Source organism: Arthrobacter sp. Bi26, from assembly GCF_918697925.1.
Classification (GTDB): domain Bacteria; phylum Actinomycetota; class Actinomycetes; order Actinomycetales; family Micrococcaceae; genus Arthrobacter.
This window is the reverse complement of record NZ_CAKKMF010000040.1, coordinates 29,940-41,761: the sequence shown is the minus strand read 5'-3', so window position 1 is coordinate 41,761 and position 11,822 is coordinate 29,940. Positions and strand designations below refer to the sequence as shown.

The window sequence follows — 11,822 nt, the reverse complement described above, 5'->3', positions numbered from 1 at the left end:
AACACCTCCGAAGGCGTCGGGAGGACCCCGCGGATCAGCCCCGGGTCCTCAAGGGAATCTGATACATCCCGTCCTGACATCTCCGGAGGTGTTTGTGAAGGACAGACTCAACTCATATCAGCTGTACAAGGCCCGGATCCTCGACTGGACCCGTCATCACGCCCCGGGAGCGTGCCGGCTGCGGACTGATAAGGGACTGTCAGCCCACGAGCTCCAGCTGGATTTCGCGTGTGGCGATGTCTGAGGACACCACCCGGACACGGACTTGCGTGCCCGGTTCCAGTTCGCCGGGGCATCGCGCGGTCACGGCGGGCTCGGCGATCTGGACGATCCCGGACGGGCCGTTTCCGTTGCCGTTGGCTTTGCCGCCGTTCCCATTCCCGTTCCCGCTGCCATTGGTGTTGCTCTTCGCCGGTTTGGGGCCGGAGATGACGACGGCGTCGAATTCCTGGCCGACGTGGTTGACGAGCAGCGCCGCCTCCACGGTGTCCAGCGACAGCCGCTCCAGTTTCGCGGCAAGCTGGTCCGAGGTGCCCATGATGGCCGGGAGGGACGGCAGGGCACCCCGGGCCCAGGCCGGAACTTCGGTGCCGTTGCTCAGGGCCTCGCAGATCACCAGCACGAAGCGGTCGACCAGCCGCCGCAACGGCGCCGTGGAATGGGCGTAGGCGGCGCCGATGGCGGACTGGACTGCGGCTCCCGGCACCGTGCCGTCGAAGTGCGTGTACCCGGCACCGCGGAAAAGCATCCCGGCCGAATGCACAATGGCCAGCTGCCGGGGGTCCGTGGGGTCCAGCGTCCGCAGGTACTCGCCGTAGCGCATTTCCCCGTCCCAGGGCTTGCCGAGAGCGTGGGTCTGGCGGTGGAAGTGCCTCAGTGAAGCCTCATCCGGGGCGGGCATGGTGCGCAGGATGCCGACCTTGCCCTGGAGCATGAGCGCGGCGGCGGCCATCCCGGTCATGAGCGAAATCTGGGCGTTCCAGTCCTCCACCGGCAGCGGCGGGGCCGCCACGATCCGGTAGCCGCCGTCGGGCAGCTGCTGGATTTCCTGTTCCGGCATGTTCAGGCTTGCGCCGCCGCGCAGGCGTTCCAGCTCCACCCGCTTGATGCCTACCTCTTTCAGCAACTGCAGCACTGGCGCCGCGGTGCCGGCGTCGAGCTCGGCCTGGACGCCTTTGTAGCTGAGTTTCGCGCGGCTGCGGACCTGTGCCCGGCGCACGAGGACTGAGGTCACCTCTGCCGCGGCGTCGAGCTCGAACTCCCAGACGAAGGCCGCGCAGAGCTGCCCGGCGAGCAGGCTGCCGGCGGCCTCGCTGATGATTTCCGGGTGCAGCGGAATCCGGCCGTCCGGAGTGTAGAAGGTCTGGCCGCGGCGCCGGGTCTCGGCGTCGAGCGCGCCGCCCGGGGCGACAAAGGACGGGACGTCGGCGATGGCGTAGAACACCTTGTAGCCGCCGTCGCTCCGTTCGATGAACAGGGCCTGGTCGAGGTCAGTGGACGATGCCGGATCAATGGTCACGAACTCGACATGTGTGAGGTCCAGGTCCGGCAGCTTGTGCTCGGCCACAGCCGCCTCCGCGTCGCGCAACACGTTCTCGGGGAACGGACCGGGAAGTTCCAGCGTGGTGCGCAGCGCCTTGAGAGCCCCGGCAAGCTGGTTCTGCTGCTCGTGGACACTGGGGGTCAGGCGATGATGGGACACGAAAATCAGGGTAGCCCGATTTCCGCTATTAGTCTTGGATGATGAGCGCAACTGCGGACGATCCTGCCCTCTACAACAGCTTCCTGGCGGATCTGCTGGGAGTCATGGCGTACGGCGAGCTTTCTGCCTTCGAACGGCTGTCCTCGAGCGCCCGGTATTCGCCCACGCTGCATGACCGTGCAGTGCTGGGCAGGATGGCCGTGGACGAGTTCCAGCACTACGAACTCGTCCGCGCCCGGCTCGAGCACATGGGCCTGGACACGGAGGCTGCCATGCTGCCGTTCCAGCCCTCAGTGGACCACTTCCACGAGCGCACGCGCCCGGCGGACTGGTACGAGGCGCTCATGAAGGCCTACGTGATCGACACGGTCTCCGCTGACTTTTACAGCGCCGTCGGCCGGTACGTCGACGCCGGGACCCGGGAGCTGATCGGGCAGGTCCGCTCCACGGGCGAGTCTACGGCCGTGCTGCAGGAGCGTCTCAAGGCGGCCCTCGCCGATGACCCCCGGCTCGCGTCGCGCCTGGCGCTGTGGGCCAGGCGCCTGCTGGGTGAGGTCCTGACCCACGCCCAGCGGGTCAGCCTTGAGCACGAGTTCCTCGCCGGGCTCTCGGGGCTGGACGACGCCGACGCCAGAGAGCTGGTCAGCGGCCTGACGGCCGAACTCGCAGCGAACCACGCGCGCAGGATGGCAGGGCTGGGGCTGGCCGGGTAGGTCCAGTACCGAGCGCCAGCCGCGTTGCCGGCGAGGGTGCAGGCCTGGTTGCCGGCCAGGGTGGCCGCGGCCCGGAACGCCGGCGGGCTTGCGGGCCGGGGAACCTGCCTAGGATTCCGCAGCGTCCAGCGCCGCCAGCAGTGCACCCGCGGCGTGGGCCGGATCAGCGGCGTCGGTGATCGCCCGGACCACCACGATCCGCCGGGCGCCGGCCTGGACTACCTGCTCGACGTTGCTGAGGTCGATCCCGCCGATCGCGAACCACGGCACGACCCCGTCGACTTTGCCGGTGCCGTCCGCTTCCGCCCGGCCGATTGCCTGGGCGGCGTAGCGCACCAGGTCGAGGCCGACGGCGGCGCGTCCCGGCTTGGTGGGCGTCGCCCACACGGGTCCCACACAGAAATAGTCGAGTCCTTTACGGCCTGGTGAGGCGGCAATGGCGGCGTCCACCTGTTTCGGGCTGTGGGTGGACAGGCCGATCACGGCATCCTTGCCCAGGAAGCCGCGGGCGGCGTCGAACGAAATGTCCTTTTGGCCGATATGGAACACCGGCGCCCCGGACAAGGAGGCGATGTCAGCCCGGTCATTGACGGCCCACAGCCGTCCGTGGCGCTGTGCTGCCGCGTGAAGGACCTCCAGGAGTTCGAGTTCCTCCGCCGCCTCGAGCGATTTGTCGCGCAGCTGGATGATGTCAACGCCGCCGGCGAAGGCGGCGTCAACGAAGTCCTCGAAGTCGCCGCGGTCCCTGCGGGCGTCGGTGCAGAGGTAGAGGCGGGCGGTGGTGTGGAGGGGGTCCTGGCTCATGGCACCAGCCTAGTTCCTCTAAACTGGGCGCATACCGCGGGAGCCCGCAGCAGCCATGTCGCCGCTGCACGGCTGAGAGGGCGTCAGAGCCGACCGCTTGACCTGATCCGGCTAGTACCGGCGTAGGGAAGGAATTTTTTTATGGGCTCACGAGCCGGCCGCGCAGCCGAAGCCGCAAATGACGCCGCTTCCAGAGTTTGTGACGCCGGGCCCGGTACCGCAGGGGACATCAGCGCCGAAGGCATCACCACAGACATCACCGCAGACGTTGCCGTGATCGGCGGCGGCGTGATCGGCCACGGCATCGCGTTCGAGGCCAGCCGCGCGGGCCGGTCCGTGGTGCTGATCGATGATGCTCCCGGCAGCGGAGCCAGCTGGGCCGCGGCCGGCATGCTAGCCCCCGTGAGCGAGCTGCACTACCAGGAGGAGCAGCTCCTGGAGCTGATGCTTGAGTCCTCCCGGCTGTGGCCCGGATTCGCTGCCGAAGTCGACGCCGGTGCGGGGATGGACGCCGGTGCCGGGGGCACGGAATGCCGGGCCGGTACCGGCTACCTGACGACGCCGACCCTGGCCGTCGGGGCCGACGCGGCGGACCGGCGCGCGCTCGCGGACCTGAGGGAAGTCCAGCAGGCCTGCGGCCTCACCGTCGAACCGGTGACAGTGCGCGAGGCGCGGAGCCGGGAGCCGCTGCTGAGTCCCGGCATCTCGTGCGCCTTCGACATCCCGGCCGATCACCAGGTGGACCCCCGCCTCCTGATCGCCCGGCTCGCTGGCGTGCTCGGCACGGAGGGCGGGAGTTTGATCCGGCGGCGCGCGGCGGGCCTGCTGTGGCAGGACGGACAGGTTGCGGGCGTACGGCTGGCGGGTGGCGGTTTCGTGCGGGCCGCAGAAACCGTCGTCGCCAACGGGCTCGGCGCCGCCGGGCTCGAGGAGCTGCCCGCCGGACTGGCGCTGCCGCTGCGGCCCGTCTACGGCGACATCCTGCGCCTTCGCGTGCCCCCGCATCTTCAGCCGCTGCTCACCGCAACCGTGCGGGGCATGGTGCGCGGGGTTCCGGTGTACATCGTTCCCCGCCAGGACGGCACCGTGGTGATCGGAGCCACCCAGCGCGAGGACGGACCGTCGAATCCGCATGCCGTATCTGCCGGCGGCATCTACCAGCTGCTGCGGGACGCCCAGCAGCTGGTGCCCGCGGTCGCCGAGCTGGAGCTGCTGGAAGCCACGGCCCGGGCCCGGCCCGGCACCCCGGACAACGCCCCGTTGCTGGGGCGGGTCGCGCGCCCGGGCGGCGGGGACGTCCCGGGACTGATCATCGCCACAGGTTTCTTCCGGCACGGCGTCCTGCTGACCCCCGCCGCTGCCGCCGTATGCCGGCAACTCATGGACGGGACGCCGGACGCGCGCTGGGCAGGGTTCCGCCCCGACCGTTTTTCCCGCATCCCGGATACGTCCGGAGACAGCCCCAACAAGGAAGCAGCATGAACATCAGACTGAACGGAACGGAGCGGAGCGTCGCCGACGGCGCCTCCGTCAGCACACTCGTCAGCCAGCTCACGGGCCGCAGCATCGGCCCCGACGGCCGGGCTGCAGACGGGGGCAAACTCGGTGTCGCCGTGGCCCGCAATGCCGAAGTGGTGCCGCGCAGCCAGTGGCACGCCACGGCGCTCGCCGACGGCGACGACGTCGAACTTGTCACGGCAGTCCAGGGAGGATGACCAGCATGAACGAGACGACGTTGGCAGGAACACCGGCCGTACCGGTGACCGGGGCGGTGGCCGACCCGTTCGTGGTCGACGGCGTGGAGCTCAGCTCCCGCCTCATCATGGGTACCGGCGGTGCGCCGAGCCTGGACGGGCTGGGGGCCGCGCTCGTGGCCTCCGGGACCGAACTGACCACGGTGGCGATGCGCCGCTATTCGCCGGCCGAGACGGGCTCGCTGTTCCAGCTGCTCGAGGACCAGCAGATCCGGGTGCTGCCCAACACGGCCGGCTGTTTCACCGCCAAGGATGCTGTCCTCACCGCCGAGCTGGCCCGGGAGGCCCTGGAAACGGACTGGGTCAAGCTCGAAGTCATTGCCGACGAGCACACCCTGCTGCCGGACGCAGTCGAACTCGTGGACGCCACCGAACAGCTCGTGGCCCGCGGCTTCAAGGTCTTCGCCTACACCAACGACGACCCCGTGCTTGCCCTCCGGCTCGAAAACCTCGGCGCGACGGCCGTGATGCCGCTGGGCGCCCCGATCGGCACCGGCCTGGGCATCCTGAACCCGCACAACATCGAGCTGATCGTCTCGCGCGCGTCCGTGCCCGTGGTGCTGGATGCCGGGATCGGCACGGCCTCGGACGCGGCCCTGGCGATGGAACTCGGCTGCGACGCCGTGCTGCTGGCCACGGCCGTGACCCGGGCGCAGAATCCCGTGCTCATGGGCGAGGCCTTCAAACACGCCGTCATCGCCGGTAGGCTGGCAAAAAAGGCTGGCAGGATCCCGCGCCGCGAGCATGCGCTGGCGTCCTCGGCGATGGAAGGCCGGGCCGAATTCCTCTGAGTCCGGCCGCTCCCGGCAGGCCGCCAGTCTTGTCGGTCAACCAGTCAAGGAGAGTGTCATGGCAGCCACGGACGACATCCTCACCCGCCCCCAGCTCGACGAAGCGCTGGCGGGCCTGCCGGACTGGCGGTACCGCCTCGGCGGGCTGGTGACCGTGTACACGGCGCCGACGGCGGCCGCGGCACTGGAGCTGATCGGCGCCGTCGGGCGCCTCGCCGAAGAGCAGAACCACCACCCGGACCTGGACTGGCGCTACAACCGGGTCTTTCTTCGCTACAGTTCCCATGACGCCGGCACCGAGGTGACGCCGAGGGACGTCAAAGCGGCGACGGCGGCCAGCGTGGCGGCCGCCGCAGTCGCTGCCACCGCGCAACCGGGGCTGTACCGGACGGTGGAAGTGGCCATCGATTCGGACAATCCCGCCGGGATATCGGAGCTCTGGCGGGTCGCCCTCGGTTACCGCAAGGGCAGGTTCGGGGATCTCACCGACCCCTACGGCCGCGGCCCCTCGCTCTGGTTCCAGGAAACCTCCACCCCGAACGCCAACCGCATCCACCTGGACATCCACCGGAGCAAGGCCGAGTCCGGCTCCGTACTGGAGAAGACCGCGGCTACCGGGGCCTCAATGAACCGTGACCACGCACCCAACTGGGTGGTGGTCACGGATGCGCAGGGAAACCGTCTGTGCCTGTGCACCGAAGACGGCCACGGGCCGGACCTGCCGGCGTAGGGCAGCCCCCCTTGACGGGGTAATGCCCGGTCAGAGCTTCAGGATGGTTGTGAGCCGCTCGGTGTCCTGCCGGGTCCGGGTCTTGCCGAGGTACACCACGGCCGCGATCGAGGCCGCAGTGCCCAGGACCATCGGCAGGATCCACGGGATCCAGGTCAGGCCCGGCTGGTACCCGAGCCCGGCGGCAATGAAGATGATCCAGCTCAGCATGCCGACGGTCGCAGCGACTCCGGCTGGGACGCTGACGCCGTATTTCGTGTGCCGCTTGTCGTTAGCCCACACCACGAAGCCCGCAGCAACGGTCACCATGGCAACCACAATCAGAGAAAGCATTCAGGACACCTCACGCTTGTGAAGAAAACGACAGTGAGTAAACGGTAGTGAAGAAAGCGAAGCGGTACCGAAGGATTCAGCCGGGAAGCTGCTCCGACGGCGGCCGCTCGGACGGCGGGGCTAGAGAGCGCCGAAGCCGACGCGGCGGGCCTCTTCTGCTCCGATTTCCACGTAGCCCAGGACATTGGCGGGGACGATCACCAGGCGGCCCTTGTCGTCCTTCAGCCGCAGTTCGCCGCCCTTGGCGATCGCCTCGGCGACTACCTTGGCGACGGTGTCGGCGTCCTGGGTCGATTCGAGGACAAGTTCGCGGCCAATGTTCTGAATACCAATCTTTACTTCCACAGCAAGGCCTCCCAGCCAATCAACGTCCAAAGAATGTCTAAGGTCAATCTCTATTTGTAGTCTAGGTCTCTTTGGGGAAGCGGGAGATTCCGCGCCAAGCTAAACGGTAGATGAGGTCGCTGGCAACATCGAGGTCCAGGTTCCCGTCCGTTTCCAGCCAGTACCGGGCGCTCACGTGGGCCATTCCGGCGAGCCCGCGGCCCAGCAGTTGGGCTTCGAGGTCGGGCAGTTTCGTGTCCTCGGCGATGACGCGCGCGACGGCGTCGGCAAAGGTCTTGTTGAACGTTTCCAGCCGTGCACTGACGTCGGGATCGTTAATCAGGTCCGATTCGAAGACGAGCCGGTGCGCCTGGTCGTCGTGGGCGATGAAGCGGAAGTAGGCGCGCATGACCGCCTGGACGCGTTCGTCATTGTCTGTGGTGGAATTCAGGGCGCCAAGCAGCAGATCGATGAGCTTGCTGAGGTGGCTGTCCAGCAATGCGAGGTAGAGGTCGCGCTTGGAAGGGAAGTGCTGGTACAGCACTGGCTTGCTGACATGGGCGGTCTCGGCGATCTCATCCATGGCGGCGCCGTGGTAGCCGTTCGCGACGAAGACTTCCTGCGCAGCCGCCAGCAGCTGCGCCCGGCGTTCGTCACGGGGGAGGCGGGCCGAACGCTGTCCGCTCCGCGTCTGTCCGGCCGGCGGCTTGCCGTTCTCGTCCCGCTCCGCCGGTGCCTGATGAACCACTGTCGGCCTTCTTTCCCTTTTCACCCCAATTGCGCGCAATCGCACTCAACTGCACTTGTACTGAACTACCTTGCACTCAATTACACCTTACGCGCGGGTAATATGACCTGGCGGTATCTTGGGGCATAGATTGAAGTATGGCTTCCAAGTTCACCGCTTCCGGTGCCCCCGCAACCCCCCGGCCGCAGCTGGACCCGCGGCCCGGACCGCTGGTTGCTCCGGCAGGGGACCTCAGCCCCGACGAGGTGGAACGCTACTCGCGCCACCTGATCATTCCGGAGATCGGCGCGATCGGCCAGCGGCGCCTCAAGAACGCGAAAGTTCTCGTCATCGGGGCCGGCGGCCTCGGCTCCCCGGCCCTGCTCTATCTCGCCGCCGCCGGGGTCGGCACCCTCGGGATCGTCGATGACGACGACGTCGACCTCAGCAACCTCCAGCGCCAGATCATCCACGGCGTCGCGGATGTGGGCCGGCCCAAAATCGAGTCCGCCCGCGATGCCATCGCGGCCCTGAACCCACTCGTGGACGTCCGACTCCACAACGTCCGGCTCGACGCATCCAACGCACTGGAACTCTTCGCCGGCTACGACCTCATCCTCGACGGCGCCGACAACTTCGCCACCCGCTACCTCGTCAACGACGCCGCCGCCATCCTCGGCAAGCCCTACATCTGGGGATCGATCTTCCGCTTCGACGGCCAGGTCAGCGTCTTTTGGGAGCAGTTCGGGCCCACCTACCGGGACCTCTACCCGGAGGCGCCGCCGGCCGGATCGGTGCCGTCCTGCGGCGAAGGCGGCGTGTTCGGCATGCTGTGCGCCGCCGTCGGGGCACTGATGGTGACCGAGGCCGTCAAGCTGATCACCGGCGTCGGCCGGTCCCTGCTGGGCCGGCTGGCGCTCTACGACGCGCTGGGCGGCACCTGGCGCGAGATCAAGGTGGCCCGGGACCCCGAGGCGGCGCGGATCACGGAACTGACCGATTACGAGGCCTTCTGCGGCATCACCCCAACGGCGGATGCCGGCACCGAGCACACAGTGACGGCGACCCAGCTCGCCACCATGCTGGCCTCACGCAAGGCCGGCCTCAAGGACTTCCACCTCGTGGACGTGCGGGAACAGGGGGAACACGAGATCGTCCGCATTGACGGGGCGGTGCTGATCCCGCAGGGCCGCATCCTTGCCGGCGAAGCGTGGCAGGAACTGCCCCAGGATGCCGAAATCGTCTTCCACTGCAAGGGCGGAACGCGTTCCGCTGCGGTCCTGTCCGCAGCCCGCGCCGCCGGGTACGAGCGCGTCAGCCACCTCGAAGGCGGCATTCTCGCCTGGGTCCGGGACGTGGAACCCGGGAAGCCTGTGTACTGAAGCCTGGACTGAGGCCATCCGGCCGGCCACGTCGCGGCCGCCGATAAACACTCCGCCGAGCGGCGCCCAACGAAAGGCCTGGTCATGAGCGAGGAAACCACCGGGACGTCCCAGCGCAAGATTGGCTCCGGCTTTGGCCGGGATTCGACGGCGGCCGAGGTCATTGCCGGCATCGACCTGGCCGGGAAGACCGCGATCGTCACGGGCGGCTACTCGGGACTGGGCCTGGAGACCGTGCGGGCACTGGCCTGGGCCGGCGCCGCCGTTGTGGTGCCGGCCCGCCGGCCGGAGCATGCCCGGGACGTCCTCGCTTCGGCCGGGCTGACGCAGGCAGCCGAAGGCGGCGATGTCAGCGTTGCTGAACTGGACCTTGCGGACCAGGCCAGCGTGAAGGAGTTCGCCGCCGGCTTCCTGGCCGGTGCTGCGCCCGGCGCTGCGCCAGGCGCAGTCGTCCGTCTGGACATCCTCATCAACAACGCCGCCATCATGGCAAGTCCGGAGCGGAGGGTGGGGCCCGGCTGGGAATCGCAGTTCGCCACGAACCACCTGGGCCATTTTGCCCTCACCAACCTGCTGTGGCCGGCCCTTGCCGCGGCGCGGGGAGCCCGGGTGGTCTCGCTGTCCTCTACCGGCCACAAGCTCTCGGGGATCCGATTCGATGACATCAATTTCGACACCGGCTACGACAAGTGGCGCGCCTACGGCCAGGCCAAGACGGCCAACGCGCTCTTCGCCGTCCAACTCGACGCCCTGGGCCGGGACTTTGGCCTGCGCGCCTTCGCCGTGCATCCGGGCGGGATCATGACCGAACTCCAGCGGCACCTGCCGCGGGAGGAGATGATCGCCGCGGGCTGGATGGACGAGCACGGCACGCTCGACCCCCGGTTCAAAACACCGGCGCAGGGCGCCGCCACCTCGGTCTGGGCCGCGACGGCGCCGGCGCTCGAGGGAATGGGCGGCGTCTACTGCGAGGACTGCGACATCGCCGAAGCCACGGTGCCGGGATCGCCCGAAGCGAGGATCAGGGGCGTGGATGCCCATGCGGTGGACCGCGAGGCTGCCGCACGGCTGTGGCAGGTGTCGGCCGAAATGACCGGGATCAACGCCTTCGCCGGATAAGCCCTGGATGAGCCCGCGCGGGGAGGCTACGCGGTTTCGCGGATGTCGCCCGCAGCGGGGCCGAGGTCGCCAGGGTTATGGTCAATGGGGGTGTGGTCCACGGGGCACGCGGCCGCGGAACCGGCAGTACCTGAGGCCGTTGCGCCGGCGGGGGGCTCCACCGTAATGCCGTACAACGCCTCAAGACCGGCAACGTAGGCGTCCTGCTGTCCGTTGGAGGCCAGTTCGCGCGCCCGGACGGTGGGGACGTGCAGCAGTTGTTTCACCATGCGGCGCAGGGCAAATTCGACTTCCTCGGCGGCGGCCGTGCAGCCGTGCCGGGCCCGGACCTTTTCCATTTCCGCGTCCAGGACGTTCATCGTGTGGCGGCGCAAGGCGACGATGGCGGAGTCAACGGACCGTGCCTCGCGCTCCTGCTCGAACGCGCTGGCCGCCCCGGACACGATGCTGCTGGCTTGCTCGAGCGACTCGGCCTGTTCCTGCGGTGCGGCCAGCCGGACGGATTCCAGCGTGAGCAGTTCGACGCCGTCGAGGTCGCCCACCGCGGGATCGAAGTCATGGGTCAGTGCGAGGTCGATCGCGATGAGAGCCTGGGGCGAGTTCGCCCGGATCCGGGCGAGTTCGTCCGCTTCGACCCGGCTGTCGGAACCGCTGCAGCCGATCATGACGTCGGCCGCGGCAACTGCGGCCGGAAGAGTGTCCTCGTCCAGGGCCGTGCCGCCCCGGGTGGCGACGAAGCCGGCGGCGCGCCCGGAGGAGGAATAGACGAAGACATCGGTGCAGCCGCGTTCGCGCAGCAGCGACATGGTGGCTCCGGCGTAGGCGCCGGTCCCGAAGACAACGGCTTTCTTGGTGGACCAGTCCGGGTTTTCGGACAGGTCCGTCGCGAGATCGAGCGCCACGGAGACGATGGAAAGGCCGCGCGAACCCAGCGCCGTCTGGGCGCCGACGTCCTTGGCAGTCTTTGATGCGGCCTGGAACAGCCGGACCAGGCCGGAGCTGGCAGTGCCCTCGTGTTGGGCCGTGATCAAGGCCCGGCGTACCTGGCCGGCAATTTCGCGTTCGCCGACCACGGCGGAGTCCAGTCCTGAACTAACCGCGAAGAGGTGCTGGCTGACCTCGGCACCGGTGCGGGTGCTGAAGGCGCGGGAGACGAGTTGATCGTTGAGTCCGCTGGCTCCGCTGATCTGGGTGATGAGCGCTGCCCGGGCGGCGTCGACGGCATCCGGATGCGGGGCTTCACCGTAGATTTCAAGGCGGTTGCAGGTGGCAAGGACAACGGCACCCGCCACGGCCGGCGATCCGGCGAGGGCGGATGTGGCGAGCCCTGAAGCGCCGGTGCTCAACTGAGCAACGGTTTCGAGGTCGATGTCGGCGTGTGTAGCCACCAATGAAAAAAGAACCACAGCATCACCATCATAGCTTTTTCGTCTCCGTGTAGAA

Annotated in this window: 13 protein-coding genes and 1 riboswitch; of the genes, 7 read left to right on the top strand and 6 right to left on the bottom strand. The window is 68.4% G+C overall.

Features of this window, described 5'->3' with window-relative positions; translation table 11 throughout:
* Positions 1-199: 199 nt before the first annotated feature.
* Entirely contained in the window at positions 200-1,702 is a 1,503-nt protein-coding gene (locus LQV16_RS12315; RefSeq protein WP_229994172.1) for an RNB domain-containing ribonuclease, read from the bottom strand.
* Between the two features lie 41 nt (positions 1,703-1,743).
* Between LQV16_RS12315 and LQV16_RS12310 the strand changes: the two genes are divergently transcribed.
* Positions 1,744-2,415, top strand: a complete 672-nt coding sequence (locus LQV16_RS12310) for a ferritin-like fold-containing protein (RefSeq protein WP_229994171.1) — start codon at positions 1,744-1,746, stop codon at positions 2,413-2,415.
* Between the two features lie 108 nt (positions 2,416-2,523).
* Here LQV16_RS12310 and thiE read toward each other — a convergent pair whose 3' ends face one another.
* Positions 2,524-3,219: a thiamine phosphate synthase gene (gene thiE / locus LQV16_RS12305; protein ID WP_229994170.1), complete on the bottom strand. Its 696-nt coding sequence runs from the start codon at positions 3,217-3,219 to the stop codon at positions 2,524-2,526.
* A 26-nt stretch (positions 3,220-3,245) separates the two neighbouring features.
* A riboswitch (TPP riboswitch) is annotated at positions 3,246-3,366 on the top strand.
* On the opposite strand from thiE, the gene thiO reads away from it, so the two are divergent.
* The 4 genes from thiO to LQV16_RS12285 all read left to right on the top strand — a co-directional run bounded on the left by thiO (position 3,361) and on the right by LQV16_RS12285 (position 6,494).
* Positions 3,361-4,701: a glycine oxidase ThiO gene (gene thiO, locus LQV16_RS12300; RefSeq protein WP_229994169.1), complete on the top strand. Its 1,341-nt coding sequence runs from the start codon at positions 3,361-3,363 to the stop codon at positions 4,699-4,701. Its footprint overlaps the riboswitch before it by 6 nt.
* On the top strand, positions 4,698-4,934 hold the full coding sequence (gene thiS, locus LQV16_RS12295; RefSeq protein WP_229994168.1) for a sulfur carrier protein ThiS: 237 nt from the start codon (positions 4,698-4,700) through the stop codon (positions 4,932-4,934). The genes thiO and thiS overlap by 4 nt, the downstream gene beginning before the upstream one ends.
* A gap of 5 nt (positions 4,935-4,939) precedes the next feature.
* Positions 4,940-5,764, top strand: a complete 825-nt coding sequence (locus tag LQV16_RS12290) for a thiazole synthase (RefSeq protein WP_290369369.1) — start codon at positions 4,940-4,942, stop codon at positions 5,762-5,764.
* Positions 5,765-5,822: 58 nt separating this feature from the next.
* A complete protein-coding gene (locus tag LQV16_RS12285; protein ID WP_229994167.1) occupies positions 5,823-6,494 on the top strand; it encodes a 4a-hydroxytetrahydrobiopterin dehydratase in 672 nt (223 codons plus the stop codon).
* 30 nt (positions 6,495-6,524) lie between these two features.
* Here LQV16_RS12285 and LQV16_RS12280 read toward each other — a convergent pair whose 3' ends face one another.
* The 3 genes from LQV16_RS12280 to LQV16_RS12270 form a co-directional block, all read right to left on the bottom strand.
* A complete protein-coding gene (locus LQV16_RS12280; RefSeq protein WP_229994166.1) occupies positions 6,525-6,827 on the bottom strand; it encodes a hypothetical protein in 303 nt (100 codons plus the stop codon).
* 120 nt (positions 6,828-6,947) lie between these two features.
* A complete protein-coding gene (locus LQV16_RS12275) occupies positions 6,948-7,172 on the bottom strand; it encodes a DUF3107 domain-containing protein (RefSeq protein WP_229994165.1) in 225 nt (74 codons plus the stop codon).
* A 61-nt stretch (positions 7,173-7,233) separates the two neighbouring features.
* Positions 7,234-7,788, bottom strand: coding sequence for a TetR/AcrR family transcriptional regulator (locus tag LQV16_RS12270; protein ID WP_229994178.1), 555 nt, complete (start codon positions 7,786-7,788; stop codon positions 7,234-7,236).
* Between the two features lie 248 nt (positions 7,789-8,036).
* Between LQV16_RS12270 and moeB the strand changes: the two genes are divergently transcribed.
* Together moeB and LQV16_RS12260 are read left to right on the top strand one after the other, a co-directional pair.
* Positions 8,037-9,260 carry a molybdopterin-synthase adenylyltransferase MoeB gene (moeB, locus tag LQV16_RS12265; RefSeq protein WP_229994164.1) on the top strand — a complete coding sequence of 408 codons (1,224 nt, stop codon included), beginning with the start codon at positions 8,037-8,039 and terminating at the stop codon, positions 9,258-9,260.
* Positions 9,261-9,344: 84 nt separating this feature from the next.
* A complete protein-coding gene (locus LQV16_RS12260) occupies positions 9,345-10,379 on the top strand; it encodes an SDR family NAD(P)-dependent oxidoreductase (protein WP_229994163.1) in 1,035 nt (344 codons plus the stop codon).
* 26 nt (positions 10,380-10,405) lie between these two features.
* Here the strand turns inward: LQV16_RS12260 and LQV16_RS12255 are convergent, their stop codons facing one another.
* A complete protein-coding gene (locus tag LQV16_RS12255; protein ID WP_229994162.1) occupies positions 10,406-11,785 on the bottom strand; it encodes a glutamyl-tRNA reductase in 1,380 nt (459 codons plus the stop codon).
* Positions 11,786-11,822 lie beyond the last annotated feature (37 nt).

Coding starts and splice junctions, on each gene's coding strand:
- LQV16_RS12310 (WP_229994171.1), top strand. CDS start 1,744: ATGAGCGCAACTGCGGACGATCCTGCCCTCTACAACAGCTTCCTGGCG.
- thiE (WP_229994170.1), bottom strand. CDS start 3,219: ATGAGCCAGGACCCCCTCCACACCACCGCCCGCCTCTACCTCTGCACC.
- thiO (WP_229994169.1), top strand. CDS start 3,361: ATGGGCTCACGAGCCGGCCGCGCAGCCGAAGCCGCAAATGACGCCGCT.
- thiS (WP_229994168.1), top strand. CDS start 4,698: ATGAACATCAGACTGAACGGAACGGAGCGGAGCGTCGCCGACGGCGCC.
- LQV16_RS12290 (WP_290369369.1), top strand. CDS start 4,940: ATGAACGAGACGACGTTGGCAGGAACACCGGCCGTACCGGTGACCGGG.
- LQV16_RS12285 (WP_229994167.1), top strand. CDS start 5,823: ATGGCAGCCACGGACGACATCCTCACCCGCCCCCAGCTCGACGAAGCG.
- LQV16_RS12280 (WP_229994166.1), bottom strand. CDS start 6,827: ATGCTTTCTCTGATTGTGGTTGCCATGGTGACCGTTGCTGCGGGCTTC.
- moeB (WP_229994164.1), top strand. CDS start 8,037: ATGGCTTCCAAGTTCACCGCTTCCGGTGCCCCCGCAACCCCCCGGCCG.
- LQV16_RS12260 (WP_229994163.1), top strand. CDS start 9,345: ATGAGCGAGGAAACCACCGGGACGTCCCAGCGCAAGATTGGCTCCGGC.